This window comes from Synechococcus sp. W70.1 (genome assembly GCF_047461515.1).
Taxonomy (GTDB): domain Bacteria; phylum Cyanobacteriota; class Cyanobacteriia; order Thermostichales; family Thermostichaceae; genus Thermostichus.
Map to the genome: position 1 here is coordinate 274,575 of NZ_JANSHH010000013.1, position 15,132 is coordinate 289,706.

General features: G+C 61.5%; 15 protein-coding genes. 5 read left to right on the plus strand and 10 right to left on the minus strand.

The features are described from left to right. Positions 1-174 precede the first annotated feature (174 nt). From NW808_RS03365 to NW808_RS03380, 4 genes are all read right to left on the minus strand, one after another. Positions 175-843 carry a DUF1997 domain-containing protein gene (locus NW808_RS03365; RefSeq protein WP_414420283.1) on the minus strand — a complete coding sequence of 223 codons (669 nt, stop codon included), beginning with the start codon at positions 841-843 and terminating at the stop codon, positions 175-177. Then, positions 803-1,477 (minus strand): bifunctional phosphoribosyl-AMP cyclohydrolase/phosphoribosyl-ATP diphosphatase HisIE, encoded by a 675-nt coding sequence (gene hisIE / locus NW808_RS03370; protein WP_414420284.1) that lies wholly within the window; start codon positions 1,475-1,477, stop codon positions 803-805. Before hisIE ends, NW808_RS03365 begins: the two co-directional genes overlap by 41 nt. 228 nt (positions 1,478-1,705) lie before the next feature. Continuing rightward, positions 1,706-3,880, minus strand: a complete 2,175-nt coding sequence (locus NW808_RS03375) for a polysaccharide deacetylase family protein (protein ID WP_414420285.1) — start codon at positions 3,878-3,880, stop codon at positions 1,706-1,708. Between the two features lie 257 nt (positions 3,881-4,137). Next, entirely contained in the window at positions 4,138-4,629 is a 492-nt protein-coding gene (locus tag NW808_RS03380; RefSeq protein ID WP_414420286.1) for a phycobilisome linker polypeptide, read from the minus strand. Between the two features lie 189 nt (positions 4,630-4,818). On the opposite strand from NW808_RS03380, the gene NW808_RS03385 reads away from it, so the two are divergent. Further along, positions 4,819-5,352 (plus strand): DUF4079 domain-containing protein, encoded by a 534-nt coding sequence (locus NW808_RS03385; RefSeq protein ID WP_414393251.1) that lies wholly within the window; start codon positions 4,819-4,821, stop codon positions 5,350-5,352. Between the two features lie 29 nt (positions 5,353-5,381). On the opposite strand, the gene NW808_RS03390 is transcribed toward NW808_RS03385, so the two are convergent. Next, the gene (locus NW808_RS03390; protein WP_414420287.1) at positions 5,382-6,455 is read right to left on the minus strand and encodes an RpoD/SigA family RNA polymerase sigma factor; all 1,074 of its coding nucleotides are present in this window, start codon (positions 6,453-6,455) and stop codon (positions 5,382-5,384) included. 225 nt (positions 6,456-6,680) lie between these two features. Here NW808_RS03390 and NW808_RS03395 point away from each other — a divergent pair, with 225 nt between their 5' ends. Further along, positions 6,681-6,968, plus strand: coding sequence for a helix-turn-helix domain-containing protein (locus NW808_RS03395; RefSeq protein ID WP_414405467.1), 288 nt, complete (start codon positions 6,681-6,683; stop codon positions 6,966-6,968). A 70-nt stretch (positions 6,969-7,038) separates the two neighbouring features. On the opposite strand, the gene NW808_RS03400 is transcribed toward NW808_RS03395, so the two are convergent. The 4 genes from NW808_RS03400 to NW808_RS03415 form a co-directional block, all read right to left on the minus strand. After that, entirely contained in the window at positions 7,039-7,710 is a 672-nt protein-coding gene (locus NW808_RS03400; RefSeq protein ID WP_414420288.1) for a diacylglycerol/polyprenol kinase family protein, read from the minus strand. Between the two features lie 9 nt (positions 7,711-7,719). Beyond that, positions 7,720-8,076, minus strand: a complete 357-nt coding sequence (locus NW808_RS03405) for a c-type cytochrome (RefSeq protein WP_414420289.1) — start codon at positions 8,074-8,076, stop codon at positions 7,720-7,722. A gap of 236 nt (positions 8,077-8,312) precedes the next feature. Further along, entirely contained in the window at positions 8,313-10,049 is a 1,737-nt protein-coding gene (locus NW808_RS03410; protein WP_414420290.1) for a glycoside hydrolase family 3 N-terminal domain-containing protein, read from the minus strand. Positions 10,050-10,156: 107 nt separating this feature from the next. Then, positions 10,157-11,566, minus strand: coding sequence for a RecQ family ATP-dependent DNA helicase (locus tag NW808_RS03415; RefSeq protein WP_414420291.1), 1,410 nt, complete (start codon positions 11,564-11,566; stop codon positions 10,157-10,159). Positions 11,567-11,687: 121 nt separating this feature from the next. On the opposite strand from NW808_RS03415, the gene hisB reads away from it, so the two are divergent. Continuing rightward, a complete protein-coding gene (gene hisB / locus NW808_RS03420) occupies positions 11,688-12,308 on the plus strand; it encodes an imidazoleglycerol-phosphate dehydratase HisB (RefSeq protein WP_099812743.1) in 621 nt (206 codons plus the stop codon). On the opposite strand, the gene NW808_RS03425 is transcribed toward hisB, so the two are convergent. Next, entirely contained in the window at positions 12,291-12,917 is a 627-nt protein-coding gene (locus NW808_RS03425) for a pseudouridine synthase (protein ID WP_414420292.1), read from the minus strand. The genes hisB and NW808_RS03425 overlap by 18 nt on opposite strands. A gap of 108 nt (positions 12,918-13,025) precedes the next feature. Between NW808_RS03425 and NW808_RS03430 the strand changes: the two genes are divergently transcribed. Together NW808_RS03430 and recN are read left to right on the plus strand one after the other, a co-directional pair. Then, on the plus strand, positions 13,026-13,325 hold the full coding sequence (locus NW808_RS03430; RefSeq protein WP_414420293.1) for a hypothetical protein: 300 nt from the start codon (positions 13,026-13,028) through the stop codon (positions 13,323-13,325). Between the two features lie 97 nt (positions 13,326-13,422). Continuing rightward, entirely contained in the window at positions 13,423-15,129 is a 1,707-nt protein-coding gene (recN, locus tag NW808_RS03435; RefSeq protein WP_414420294.1) for a DNA repair protein RecN, read from the plus strand. Positions 15,130-15,132 lie beyond the last annotated feature (3 nt).

The window sequence follows — 15,132 nt, forward strand, 5'->3', positions numbered from 1 at the left end:
TCGGCGGGAACAGGATTGAGTTTTGGCAGCGGCTGTCTCTTCCAGGGCACAACTAGCGGAGGATTTCCGCGTCTGCTGGTTCCTCCGCACCCCCCATCAAGGTCGTGTTTTTGAGGACAGCACGACGTTTACACCGGCTGGCGGGAAAGGCCGAGCAGCCTGCCCGCAACGGCATCACGCCCTATCCTCCACCGTAACCAAGCGATAGGGGTGATGGGGACGACCAACGGAGCGGTAGAAATCGCTGCAGACATTGTGAGTAAAGCGATTGCTGAGGCTGCGGGTAACCTGCTGCACCACTTGGCTGCCCACTCCCTGAACCAACTTGCGCGGCAGAACGTGCAAAAACTTGGGCAAATGCAGGCGCACATCCAGATGGAGATCCCAGTGGACACGGGTGGTGGCAGGGGATCCCGGCAGCTCCTCCAGCCGGAAGCTGGCCTGACAATCCACCCGATAGGGCAGGGCAGCATCCCCCGGCAGCTCAATGGAGGTGAGCCGAAATAGGTAATCTTCCTCCGGCCAAATCTTGATCCCAAAGCTGGGCTCCAGCTCAAATCCTAGGCCGCCCATGCGGAAGAACTGCAGCCTGTAGGTTTCAGCAGAGAGGGGCTCCACTCGCAACGGCTGGAAGCAGCGCTGGATCCACTGGCCATGGCCCCGCAGGTAACAAGCCAACGTCTCCCGATCGGTTTCCAGATCCACCTGGCCCCATCGCCCGGCCTGCAACTCCAAGGGGGTCTTGGCTGGGGGCTGATCCATCTCCTCCAAAAGCGGCTCCCCTCCCTTGGACAGAGCACCTTCACTGAGGGGAACGACGGGCTTGGAGCTGGCGATAGACATCCCGAATATCCACCTGATAGTGAGCAAGAGCCACAAGGCAGTGGTACCAGAGATCCGCCACCTCGCGGGCCAGGGCTGTCTTGTCCCCCTCCTTTGCCGCCATCACCACCTCAGCCGTCTCCTCGCCGAGTTTTTTCAGGATGGCGTTGTCTCCCTTGGCCAGCAGGCTGCTGGTGTAGGAATCGGGCCGGGGATCCGCCTGGCGGGCTTTGACGACGGCAAACACCTGCGACAGGGTATCGGCTGCCGGAATGGGATCCCCTGGCAGCGTGCGGAAGAAGCAGCTCCGTGCCCCCGTGTGGCATGCCGCATCCCCCACCTGCTCCACCAAGATGACCAGCGCGTCGCTGTCGCAGTCGTAGCGGATTTGCTTGACCCACTGGACGTGGCCAGAAGTTTCTCCTTTGGGCCACAGCGCCTGCCGCGAGCGGCTCCAGAACCAGGTGCGGCCTGTTTCCAAAGTTTTTTGCAGGGACTCCCGGTTCATCCAGGCCATCATCAGCACCGTCCCATCCAGGTAGTCCTGCACGATGGCCGGGATCAAACCCTGTTCGTTGTAGCGGAGGCTGTCTAGACGAGCAACCTCTGCTTGTAGAAGAGGGCGGGGCAGATCTGCTGAAGCAGAAGAAGCCATAGGAAGCAGCAGAAAAGTATTGAAAGCAAGATAGCAAAACCAGCTTCAGAAAGGATATCCCTCCAGGTCCCAACCCCCCTTGGCCACTTTCAACAGTCGCAATCAGCCCGGCTGCTGTCAGAACCCAGGGGGTGACAAACTTCACCCCGCAAACCAAGGGAACCTGGCCTAGCTTTGGCCTCAGCTTGAGGTTAAATGCTGCGCTCACCGACTCTTTGCAGCCATAGCTCAATCTAGAGCCACCCTGGGCAGCAGTTTCCGGGTTGGCTTGCGCTCCAGAGGCCAAGTTGGCCGCTCCAGGCGCGTATCCACCAGCACAGCGCTAGGAGAGAAGTCCACCCGCTCCAGCAGCCGCTTCAGCAGTTGGGCGTCGATGGCGTCCCCGCCTCCAGACAGAGGGGCAGTTCCCGCGCCTAGGGGTGTAGGGGTTGCTAGAGGGGATCCCTCCTCACTGCGCCCAGGTTCGGCTAGCAGCAATTCCGCCACTGCCTGAGCCAGTTCTTGGCCGTACACGCCATCGGGGCCAGAGGGGAGCAGATCCAGCCGTCCCTGCTGAGCAGCCAGGTGGCTCAACCCCAGTTGCACCGCCACTACCGCCGGGCCCCGATCCCCCTGCCTCAAAGTGCGCTGGCCGGCCAGAATGCTCTTCAGTTGGACCCTGGCTGCCTCTTGGTCGCTAGCCGGCAAAAGTTGCACCAGCCCCTCCAGCCGATCTCCCTCAGAGCCAGCCTCGGCTTCTGGATGGGGATCCCTTGCCCATAGGCGGTTCAGGTCGTAGAGCAGAATGGCATGGGGCACAGGGCGGCTGGGCTGGTTGGGGCCGGCATGGCCAGTAGCGAGGATCTCCCCTTGGTAGACCAGCGAGGTGCTAAAGCCAGAGTCCAGCAGCACCGCCTCGCGGATCCCACTTTTGGGCAGAAGACGGGCCAGGATGGCGGCGTTGACGTGGGTTTTGGTAACTCCGATCACTACCTGGTCTTGGTTGTCCACCCCAAAGAAAGCCCTGGGGCGAAACTCGGCGGCGCTAGAGAGGCGGAAGGAATCGATCTCCGCCTGGGAGAGGGCATGGCCGTCCTTAACCAGCCACAGGCCCGCCACAAACAGATCCGTAACCTCCGGCATCAACTGTCGGATGTTCTCAAGCCGGGTCATAGTGTCGGGATCAAAGGGCACAAAGCGCAGCCGATCCCTGCCCAGCAGCACCAGGGGGCGACCGCGCAGCACCTTGTCATCTTCGGGGCGACCGGGGATGAAGGTCTTGTGGTTGGCAGCCATCACCGGCCCCACCATGACGTTGCTAGCGGAGTTAATCCAGGGAATAGAGAAGAAGCTGCCGTTAATGCCCGCATCGGCCTGGTAGCGCCGGACTAGGGTCCTTACCTCGTAGCGCCGTTCTGCGTGCACCGTGGCTGGCCGTCCGCCGCGGATGGTGAGTACCCGCACCCCGTCAATCACTTCGTCAGTCAAAGCCAACGGCTGAGTAACATCCAGCCAGTAGTCGGGGCTGCGGCCAAGGGTGAAGGTGCGAGCGCCAATAATGGCTTCGGTGAGGCGAAACTGGTTGAAGCGGCGCACCTCCAGCAAGTTGGGAGACTGGCCTGTAAAGCCAGGATCCATGGTGAAAGCCATCCGATAGCCCGCCTCGGCAAGAAACCGCTTCACTCGCTCGTCCCGATTGCCTTCGGGATAGGCAAAGTAGTAGATGGGGTGGCCCAGCTCCTGCTCCAGCTTGACCTTGCAGTCAAACACCTCTCGCCGCAGACGGTTGTCGTCTAGCACCCGCAGGTCGGGAGGATGGTTAACGGTGTGGGCGGCAAAGTCGATCAACCCACTGGCGTCCATCTCCCGCATCTGATCCCAGGTAAAGTGATCCTTGCCGGTGGGCACGCCGACAAAGCCAGTTTGCACAAAGTAGGTGGCGGGGTAGTTGTACTCCTTTAGAAGCGGGTAGGCGTTCTCGTACAGGCCCAGGTAAGCGTCGTCAAAGGTCAGCAAAATAGCCTTTTCCGGCAAGGGATCCCCGTCCCGCAGGTGTTTGTACAGTTGGTCAATGTGGATGGGGGTCAGCCCCGCCTGCTTAATGGCCTCGAAGTGCTGCCGCAGCTCGGCTACCGTGGTGTCAAACCAGACCTGTTTGCGGCCAGCTACCACGTCGTGGTACATGATGGCCGGCACGTAAGAGAAGCTGGCTGTGGGATGAAGAGCGAAGGGATCCCGCTTCAGTTGCGGCTCTTGGGGAAGGGTCAGGCGCTGTTGGGCCGCCTTGGCTTGGGCGCGGGGAGCAGGTATCTCGGCTGCAGGCACTAGCCCCAGCAGGCGGCTGGCCCAGTTGGGATGAGCAGTTACCCAGGCCGCTAGGGCGCCGGCTCCAAACCCCAGCACCGTGACTAATAAGGCCAACAAGCCGAGGAGCCGGAAGCGCAACTTCGTTGGCAGTTGCCGTACGGAAGCAGAAAAACTTCGGTGGCGGAAGGAGGAAGGAGGGAGCTGGCTTCCCCTTTTTGCGCTAGGGACTGGATAGCCACCCCAGCGCCTCGGCGGCTGTCGAGACGTCATGTTCTCCTCCTCACCGGCAAAACCAGCGTTAGCCTACCACCCTCATCTGCTGGTGGGGATCCAGCAGAGCCACAGCTCACCGCCCCAGCTGCCTTCTGGGCAAGTTAGCTGAGGTTGCTCAACAAATTGGACTCCGTAATGCTGACGATTTTGCCTCCCATTTGGGTAATCCGCTTAACTTCTTGGGAGAGCCGGCTGAAGGGCACTTTGTACTCGACAACGCTCTTGCGCACGCCTCCTCCTACCAGGCCGGATACCTTGATGGTAAAGACCTTATCGCGGTTGGACGCCGAGGGGCCTGAGGCAGGGCTAGCTGGGGCAGCCTTGGATGGGGAAGCTGCTGCCGCCTGGGCAATCTCGGCACTTGCCCGCTCCAGGAGGAGTCGCCAGCTGCGGGGATAGGCAGGTGCCAAACGATAGACCACCTTGTAGGAGCCCGCTATGTGGTCATCCTCGGACTCCACCCTCACCACCGTTCCTGGGGGGATATCTAGCTTAGCTCCCTTGGACATGACTTTAATTCCAGGCCAATTGGTGGGCACATCCGTCAGTAGCTCCACCTCAAAGGACTGATCCCCCAACAACAACTTGGCCATGGGAATAACTCCGTTGTGCTCGCTAGCGTCTGCAGCCAGGGATCTGCCCTCGGCCGCCCCTTCACCGCTAGACATTTTACCGTCGCCAGGTGTTCCCCTGAAGCCTCTGGCTAGCCGCTGTCATCCAGGGTAGGTTTGTTGTAGATTTGTTACAGACTGTGGGTTTGTGGCGCTAGTGGAGGGATCCCGATGTTGGGCTTGGCCTTGCCCGATCTGTCGGCAGTTTCCGAGTCGTTGACGGCTGCCTTGCAGCCAGTAGCCCAGTTCTTTGCTGGCTTCAACCTGCCCCAACCAGTTGTGCAATGGGGACATCCTTTGATGATGGGCATTGTGGTAGTGGTCATGGGCAGCTTTGTTGGCCTAACGGGCTGGCGGGGGCGGGTCTTGCGCCTGGCAGGCGGGGGCTCCCTATCGGAATCGGCCCAAAAGCCCCTCTTGGATCACCGCAAAGTAGCCCCTTGGATGGCCACCTTCATTGCCTTGGGCTACACCGGCGGCCTTCTTTCTCTTGTGATGCAGGGCCAGCCCCTGCTGAGGAGCCCTCACTTCTGGACGGGATCCCTGGTGTTGCTGCTGCTGGCGGCCAACAGTGCTTTGTCCCTGAGCGGTTTTGGCGGCAACCGTGAGACCTGGCGCACAGCCCATGCCTATTTGGGCAGCCTCATTCTTTGCTTGCTCTTTACCCATGCCCTGCTGGGCCTGAAGCTGGGTCTATCTCTGTAGCGAGTCCTTAGTAGCCCCTGGAGCCAAACCTAGCGAAGGTACTGCACCAAAGTTCGCGAAGAACGGCCCACCCGTAGCTTGCGCAAGGCATCCCGTTCGATCTGCCGAATCCGCTCCCGCGTCAAGTTAAAGTGATCCCCCACTTCTTGCAGGGTTCTTGCCCTTTGCCCGTCTAGCCCATAGCGCAACTCCAACACTTGCCTCTCAATGGGCTTCAGGGTCTGCAGGGCAGAACGCACATCTTGCCGCAGGGAGTGCTCCAGGATCTCCTCAAAGGGTTGCTCCTGCCGTTCATCCGGCAGCAGATCTCCCAGGCGGCTTTCCCCTTCCTGGCCAACCGGCACATCCAACGACAGAGGCAAAGCGGCAGCCTGTTGGATCAGGCGCAACTTCTTGATCTTGATGCCCAGTGCCTCAGCCAGCTCGGCTTCGGTAGGCCGCCGTCCTCGGGCCTTCATGAGCTCGCGGTTGGTGCGCTTGAGCAAGCGCACTTTGTCCACCATGTGCACTGGCAGGCGGATGGTTCGGGCTTGGTTGGCAATGCAGCGGGTAATGCCTTGGCGAATCCACCAGTGGGCGTAGGTGCTGAAGCGAAAACCTCGCTCGGCATTGAATTTCTCAGTGGCTCGAATGAGGCCCATGTTGCCCTCTTGGATTAAGTCCAGAAAGGGCACCCCCCGGTTGAGGTACTTCTTGGCCACACTGACCACCAGACGCAGGTTGGCGTTGATGAGCTTGCGCTGAGCTTGCTCTCCCTGGCGGATGCGCGAGCGCAGAGTAGCTACAGGGATCTGCAGGGCTGCCGCCAATTCCTCATCGCTGGGATCCTGCCCCCGCTGCTGCCGCCATTCCTTGCGGGCTTGATCAATGAGCAGCTTCTGCTGAATTTTGCGCGCCAGCTCGATTTCTTCCGCGTGATCGATGCGGGGCACCCGGCCAATCGTATTCAAGTAGTGGTCGACCGCATCTTCATTGAGGCGCCGGCTACCGGCCTCTAAATCAGCCTCTGCAGCCGAATCCAGAGCCTCCGGCCAGGGCTCCTCGAGCTCCTGAGGGGATAAAGGACGAGAGAAAACCACAGCCACCTGAGGAGAGAACTTCACTCCCTAGTCTAGGAAAGTTTCTCCTCCTGTGTAAGCGAAAATCGATCATGCTAGTCATTCTTGCTAAGAATTCTCTTCCCTGTAGGCGGGAGTAACGGAGATTGATAGGTCAAGCATCCTGGACATAAACGGCTGTGAGCAATTTTCGATCCAGAGCTTGATGTAGGATGCCTAGGAGACAGCTAGGCTACCTGCTCCGACAAAATCGTGCTAGCTTAGGCTATCATGGGGCGCCGGAGAAGCCATCAGACCCCCCAAGCTGGAAAGGACCAGCACCGCCCTGCGGCCAACTTGATTGGAGAGCGGGTGCGCTGGGTACGAGAGAAGTTGCAGCTAACCCAAGATCAACTGGCGGGTCGCCTGGCCAAGTACGGTGTGCATTTGGACTACGTCAAGGTTGGCCAGGTGGAAAAGGGCAAACGGCGGGTCATCGACAAAGAACTGGTGGCTTTTGCCAAGGCGCTGGGAGTCTCGGTTACCTGGCTGCTGAGCGGCGACGAGTCCCACCTCTAGTTTGCAGCAGCAGGAAGAGCAGCCCCTGCTGGGCCTGGGCTTAGTCTGGCCATGTAACTGATAGCAAGCGTTACAAATAGTTGAGAAGCTGCAGCAGAGCAAAGCAGAGACTGGCGCTGCCCAATGGCACAGTCAGATTGTCCAGCCCCCACCAAGACAACATCTCCAAGCCCATGGCCACCCCCCCCACCCCGACGCTGACAGCAAGCAACAAGGGGGAGAAGCCAAAGTACCCCACAAGCAGCAGTGCCATCACCAAACTGCTCACCACCCACATGGTCAGGGATCCCTCCCAGCTTTTTTGGAGAGATCCCAGTCGATACAGGTGTTTGCCCCAACTTTTGCCCACCAGCCCTGCCAGGGCATCGGCCCAGGTCATCACCAGAATGCCAATGACAGCGAAAACTTGTTGCTGGGGCCGCCAAAACCAGAAGAGCAATAGACCAACGCTGACAGCGTAAAAAAAAGTACCGAAGCTGCGCCGCCCAACGCCGTTTAGGCTAGGCAAGATGGCCACCCGGTAGGAGAGCAGCGCCAAGCCCGCAAACACCAGGGAGAACCCCACTCCCACCCAGCGGGGCACCTGGAGGGCCCAGGCCAGCAAGATGATGTTGCCTACGCCAATGTGGATAACTTTGCGCACCCATTCGCCGTCTACCTGCTGGGAGCGCAGCCATTCCGCAAAAGCAAAAACGGAGGCCAGCCAGAGAGCATAGCAAGCAAGCTGCTGTGTCAGGCCCATGAGCCGGCCTCAGAGCGTTTTCAGGTAGCTAAGCAAGTCTGCCATTGCTTGGGGATCGGGCTGAAACTGGGGCATGGGCGGGGTTTTGCCGCTAGTTACTCGGTCAATGATAAACCGGTCGGAGCGGCGGCTGCTTACTCCCCGCAGGCTGGGGCCCACACGGCCATCCCCTTCTTCGCCATGGCAAGCCGCACAGTTAAGGGCAAATAGCGAGGCTCCCCTGCTGGCTTGTCCTTCTAGACTTAAAACAGCCTCGGTGTAGGGATCCGGCCGCATGGCTGCCGCTAGCCAACTCCAGCCAAAGACCGCTAGACCCACAAGAGCTAGACTCAATCCCAGGTTCCTCGCCCAGTCAACTGACCACATCGCCTGCAGGAGGGCAAAAAATGGGCTCAGGGGCTGCCACCTGGAGGGCTGAGAGCAGGCTTGCCCTCCTCCCCCGCCAGAAGCCAAGCGAGGGCTACCGGAAATGTCGAGGTGGGGGAAAAAGAAAGGCACAGCCGACAACCCTGAGAGAGACGTTTCAATCTTTTACATTTCCACCAATACAATAGCTTAGGAGCCCCTTCCTGCCAACAATCCGTAACGGCATTTACTTTCTCTTAATGATCTGCAGCAGCTTGCTGAAGCCTGCCCTTCTCCAGCAGGGGTCGGCTGGGAAACAGGCGTTGCATGACTGCCAATTGAGCAAGGGAATCGGCGTTGAGGCTGTGGATGGCGTTGGCCCATTGAAAGTAACTCTGGAGGCGATGACAAACCGCCAAGTTTCCATAAGTAACAACGGCTGCTATCCGCTCCCGCCACCGCCTTAGCCAATCCACCACGTAGTTGGGCAGAGCCTCGTGGACAAAGGCCTGGAGAATCAACTGGCCGCCGCTGCTAAGGGCTGCCTCCAGCAAGCTCAAGGGGGTAAGGGAATGGCTGAGTAGGGGCGGAAGACCCAAGCTCGCGGGAATGCTTAGGGCAGGGGACTCGGCTAGGAGCACTGCCTCAGCGCCCAGGGAGAGATCTTGCCAGATCCAGTTCCAACTGCCAGGCGGCAAGGGGAGAGGCAGAGGCTGACCGCCGGTCACTCCGCCGCGGGCCATGGCTGCCTGACAAGGGGCAATGTCGCTCTCGGCTAGAAGAGATCCCAATTGGGCAGCCCTAGGAAGGTGGGAGCGGGCGCTAAACAGCTTGGCAAGGGGTGAATCCTTGGCGAGGGGATCCCCCAGCAGCAGGGGTTTTAGGTGCTCGTCGGGAAAACCGCGGTTGACCTGAGCCCCCATCCAGCCAGGCAGCAAGCTAAAGTCCGTTTCTGCCAGGGGCGGCCACACCTGCTTGAGTAGGGCCGAGGCGGAGGGAAAAAGCCGCTGCTTGGCCCGCAGCAGCCGCGTTACCGACTGGGCAATGGCCTGGGGGTCTAGGGATCCCCGCTGCACAGCTTCCACAATGGCTGCGACAGCCGCCAAAGGGTCGGGAGGGGCCAAAAGGAGGTCGGCGCCGGCCTGGAGAGCCCGCACCGCCAGCAGGGGGGGATCAGCCAGGTTGGCTAGGAAGTTTTGGTCGAGGCCCTCTGCCACAATGAGACCGCTAAACCCCCACTCTTGGCGCAGCAGCTGGGTCAGCCGCCCCGGCAAAAGAGAGAGCGGCCAGCGCTCGTCCCACTCCGGCAGCACCACTGGCGCAACCGAGATGGCTCCTACCTGGTCCACCAGACCGCGGAACGGCAGCCAGGGTCCTGCTTGCAGCTCCTCCAAGGTGAGGCTTAGGCGAGGACACCAGGGGTCAGCAGTTGGCTTTAGCAACAGCAGGGGGTTGGCCCGCCCCTCTGCCCAGCCCTGGCCGGGGAAGGCTCTGGCGGTGGTTAGAATCCCCTCCGGAACCGCTTGCTCGCAGCCGCGCACAAAGGCCCGCGCCAGTTGCAACGCCAGCTGTGGCTCCTCTGCCAGCGCCAGTCTTGCTAGACCCTGCCCCAGGGGCTCAGCCACCGGGCCAAGCAGCCAGTTGATGCCGATGGCCGCCGCCTCCCGCGCCGTGATCCTTCCCCACTGTTCCGCCCAGCGCTCGGCCTCAGAGCCCAGGCGGCTCAGGCCCAGGGGGTGGGGGAAGGAAGTGGCTCCCTGCAGAGCCAGGCCGCGACTGGCCTCGGCTGCCACAAGAAGGGGCAGAGTCGCCCAAGACTGCGCCTCCTCAATGAGGAGCAGGGCCTCAGCCACATGGCCATCGGTAATCCAGATGCCTCCAATCCCCACCTCTTGGATCAGCCGCTTGAGAACCTCTCGGGGAGGAGCCTGGGATCCCAGGCGGGCCGAGACCGGCACCACTAGCAGTTGCGCCACCTGCTTTGCCAGGGACAAGGGCTGCTCAAGCGCTGCAACCGGGGATCCAGAACCACCCATGGACACTCCAGGAAAGCCTCAGCGAGGGGATCCTATCGCTGGCCACAAGGCTGGGCAAGCACCCATCAGCGCCTTTGGGAAGCCCGGCAGCGGTCGCAGGTGCCGCAGGGCAGACCAGGCTGGTTCTCAGGGTAGCCAAAATGCCGCAGGATGACCTGCCAGCGACAGCCGCGGCTGTGGATGAGGTCGTCCATCCCCCGCCAGGGATCCTGGCGCGGCGGCGGCTGCCAGCGGCGGTGCAGCACTTGAAAGTGAAAGGGATCTGGCCAGTGCAGACAGCCCATCTCCTGCAGCAGGCCCAGGGCCACCCGCGTCTCTCCGGGGGGCAAGTCGGCGTAGGATCCCTGGGGGGGCAGCGTTTGCAGCAAACGCCGCGCCTGGGCCAGCAAGCGCTCCTGCTGGGAATAGAAATAGGCTTGGCGCTGGCGATCGGTGGGATCCAAGAGGCCTGTCGGCTCGGAGACCAACATCAGGGCCTGGCAAGGGCCGCCATCCCGCCCGCCTCGACCCACCTCCTGCAGGTAGTCCATTAAGTTGGGGGGCGGGTGAAAGTGCAGCACCCAGCGCACGTCGGGCTTGTTGATCCCCAAGCCGAAGGCGTTGGTGCAGACCAGAAAGCGCAGCTCGCCCTCCAGCCAGACCCGCTCCAGCCGACGGCGGGATCCCGCCTCCAGGCCGCCGTGGTAGGTGGCGGTTTTCTGGTTGTGGCGGCCCAACCACTCGGCCAGCTCCTCCCCATCCCGTCGCGTGCGCACGTACACCAGGCCCGAGCCGGGGTTTTCCGCCAGAAAGCGCAGCAGGCGCCGACGGCGATCCGCTGGGCTCCAGGCCACCGCCACGTTGAGAGAAATGTTGGTTCGCAGCGGGTCAGCGCGAATGCATTCCGGATTCTGCAGGTCGAGGATGTGGCGCAGGCGGCTGAGGGTTTCGGGATCGGCAGTGGCGGTAAAGGCGGCAATGGGAAAGGTAGGCTGGCCCAGGGCAGGGCGGACCAACCCCAGACGGCGGTAGTCGGGCCGGAAGGATCCCCCCCAGTGCACCAAGGTGTGCGCCTCGTCAACAATGAGGCCGTTGAGGGGCACCTGCTGCAGCCGCTCCCAGACTGGCGGGCTGAAGAGGGTTTCCGGCCCCAGATACAGTAGACGCAGCCGGTTCTCCTCCAAAGCCCGCAACACCCGCTTGCGCAGAGCCGGATCCAGCTCGCTGTGCAAACAGGCCGCCGGCAGACGGCGCTTCCAGAGATCCTGCACCTGATCTTCCATCAGGGCAATCAGAGGCGAGACCACCAGGGTCAGCCCTGTCTGCAGCAGAGCCGGCAGTTGAAAGCACAGAGACTTGCCGAAACCCGTCGGCAACACCACCAGCGCATCCCGCTTCTCCAGCAAGGCGCGGATGACCTGCTCCTGAGGTGGGCGTAGCGCCTCGTAGCCCCAGTACTGCTTGAGGGCCCGTTGAACTTGCTGCCAATCCTGCAAGGAACACTCTCCCCCTCTGCAACCTGAGCCCGCCTGCCCCCCTTGCCAAAGACGCTGATTCTGACACCCCTACCTGTGCGATCCTAGAGCTGGGACTTCCTAGTGCTCCCCTACCCTTGCCATGACAGCCATCGACTCCCCCCGCCTACTGCAGCCCAGGACGGCCTCGGTTCACCGCCGCACCAACGAAACGGACGTTCAAGTGCATCTCAACCTCGATGGCAGAGGGCAGTACGAGATCGACACTGGGATCCCCTTCTTGGACCACATGCTGGCTCAGCTCAGCACCCATGGGCTAATTGATCTCCAGATCAAGGCCGTGGGGGATCTGCACATCGACGACCACCACACCAATGAGGACGTGGGCATTGCCCTGGGACAGGCGCTGGCGCAGGCGCTGCAGGATCGGCGCGGCATTTACCGTTTTGGCCATTTTTGGGCGCCTTTGGATGAGGCCTTGGTGCAGGTAGTGCTGGACTTTTCCGGGCGCCCCCACCTCAGCTATGGTCTGGAGCTGACTGTCGAACGCATTGGCCGCTACGAGACCCAGTTGGTGCGCGAGTTTTACCAGGCGGTGGCCAACCACGCCCAGCTTACCCTGCACATCCGCCAGGTGGCGGGTCTCAATGCCCACCACATCGTCGAGGCCAGTTTCAAGGCCTTTGCCCGCGCCCTGCGCATGGCCGTAGAACGGGATCCGCGCCGACAAGATGGGATCCCTAGCTCAAAGGGAGTGCTGTAAGCCTAACTCCCGCCCGAGCCGAGGACGGCGCGACTGGCCAAAACAGCACTGCCGCAAGTGGGCCAACTCCGCCTCGCTGAGATCTTGCCACTGGCCAGGAGCCAGCCCCGCTAGGGAAAGGGGGCCCAGTCCTACCCGAACCAGCCTCAGCGTTGGGATCCCGACCGCAGCAGTCATGCGGCGCACCTGGCGATTGCGACCTTCCCGCAGCGTCAGCTCCAGCCAGGTGGTGGGGATGGAGCGGCGAAAGCGAATGGGCGGATCCCGCGGTGGCAGATCCGGCTCCTCGGCCAGAACTCTAACCTCAGCCGGTCGGGTCTTTCGCCCCTGGATGATCACTCCCTCTTGCAACTGTTGCAGAGCCTGCGGCGTAGGGATCCCTTCCACCTGCACCCAGTAGGTGCGCTTGTGGCCAAATTTGGGATCGATCAGGCGGGCGTGGAGCTGGCCGTCATCGGTGAGCAAGAGCAGTCCTTCGCTATCGCGATCTAGCCGCCCCACTGGATAGACGCTGGGCACTGGGATGAAGGCCTTGAGGGTGAGGCGCCCTGCCGGGTCGGTAAACTGGGTGAGCACGCCGTAGGGTTTATAAAACTTGAGGTAGCGCATGGCAAAAGTGTGGATCCCGTCTTTTAAGATTGGGCAAAGCAGCTTCGACGGTAAGATTCAGGAAGCAGCATTTCTCCACAGGCAGCAGCGTTTGGTGGATTGCACCTAATGGCGATAGACAACACTCTACTCTGGGTTTTAGTGGCAACGGCAGGGCTCTCCCTTCTCAGCTTGGTCTATGTCTGGGTGGACGAAGCCCTCAAGCGGCGCCGCTACGAGCGGCAAAAGCAAGAAGAAGCCGTTCCCTCCACCGCTGCTGCTTCTGAACCTGAAGCCGGGATCCCCCCTGCTGCCCCAGAGCCAGAAGCCGAGCCTAGCCCTCCTGCTCAGGAGGTAACGGCAACCCCCGAAACCCTCGACACAGCGCCCGAGCAAGTCGATAAACCAGGGGAAACGCCGGAGACTTAAGGGCACCTCCCTTTCTAACCTCGCTCCAGGAGCAGCTGCGCTAACCTGAGACAGAACTGCCCTAGCCACTGCTAGCGACGCGTCGGGCAGGTGGGGTATGCTGCGCCTGTTGCGGATTGAAAACTTCGCCCTGATTGAGCAGTTGGAGATCCCCTTTCGGGCAGGGCTCAACGTGCTTACCGGGGAAACGGGGGCAGGCAAGTCCATTATTCTCGAGGCCCTCGATGCGGCTTTGGGCGGGCCAGCGCGGGCTTTGCGCAGTGGCAGCAAGCGGGGCCTAGTGGAAGCTATTTTTCAACCCAATGCCGATCTGGAAGCCTGGCTAGAGCAGGAACAGATCGAGCCCCTGGAAGAGGGCCTGGTCTGCAGCCGCGAACTGGTGGTGCGTAGCGGCAAGCTCACCAGCCGCCTGCGAGTCAACGGGGTGGTGGTCAACAAAGCCCAGATGCTCAGGCTGCGCTCCCAACTGCTGGAGATCACTGCCCAAGGGCAAACGGCTCAAATTCAGTCTCCCCAAGCCCAGCGCCGCTGGCTGGATGCCTTTGGCGGCGAAGAGCTGCTGCGGGCACGGACCCAGGTGGCAGCTTGCTACCAGACCTGGAGCCAGCTCAAAGCTGAAATGGAGTCCCGGCAGCAGACTCAACAACTGCGCCTGCAGCGTCTAGATCTATTAGAGCTGCAAGCCCGAGAGCTGGCTGCCCTGCGCCTGGAGGATCCCGAGGAGCTGAGCAAACTGGAGCGGGAGCGGGAGCGCCTAGTCCACCGGGTGGAGTTGCGGCAGCAAAGCCATGCCGCCCACCAACTGCTCTACCAAAATGACAGCGGCTCGCCAGCCATTGCCGATCTCTTGGCCCAGGCCGAGCGGCTGCTGCGGAGCATGGCTCAACGGGATCCCGAGCTTGCCCCCTTGGCGGAAATGGTTAGCAACGCCCTCGTGCAGGTAGAGGAAGCGGGGCGGGAGCTGCTGCGCTACAGCGAGGCCCTGGAGGCCGATCCCAGTCGGTTAAGCAAAATTGAACGGCGCTTAGCTCAACTGCGCCAGGCCTGCCGCAAATACGGCCCCACCTTGGCGGAGGTGATGGCTCATGCGGAGCGGGTCCAGGTGGAGCTAGCCCGCCTGCGGGACGAGAGCACCGACTTGGAGGAACTAGAGGCGCAGCTGAACCAAGCAGCCCAGGAGCTGGAGCACCACTGCCAGAGGCTCTCCCAACTGCGGCAGCAGGCAGCCCGGAAACTGGAGAGAGCCCTGCTGCAGGAACTCAGACCCCTGGGGATGAGCGGCGTGCAGTTCCAGGTGCAGATTCAAGCCGGATCTCCCACTGCCGAAGGGGTGGATCAGGTGAGCTTTTGGTTTAGTCCCAACCCTGGGGAGCCCCTGCAACCGCTAGCCGACATTGCCTCCGGCGGCGAGATGAGCCGTTTTCTCCTGGCCTTAAAAGCAGTCTTCAGCCGCGTCGATCCGGTGGCTACTCTGGTCTTTGACGAGATCGACGTCGGCGTATCCGGCAAGGTAGCACAGGCCATTGCCGCCAAACTGCACCAGCTTGCCCGTAGCCACCAAGTTCTCTGCGTTACCCACCAACCCTTGATTGCTGCCCTAGCGGATCACCACCTGCGGGTTCACAAAGTGGTGCAAGAAGGGCGAACTTGCGTGCGGGTGGATCCTCTAGGAGAAAAGGAGCGCCGGGAAGAACTGGCCCAACTGGCTGCCGGCCACTCCGCCCAGGAAGCGATGAGCTTCGTGGAAGCTCTTCTCAAGCAAGCAGCCCAACTGCGCCAGCTGCAACTAGCTAGCTCTGCTTAGCTC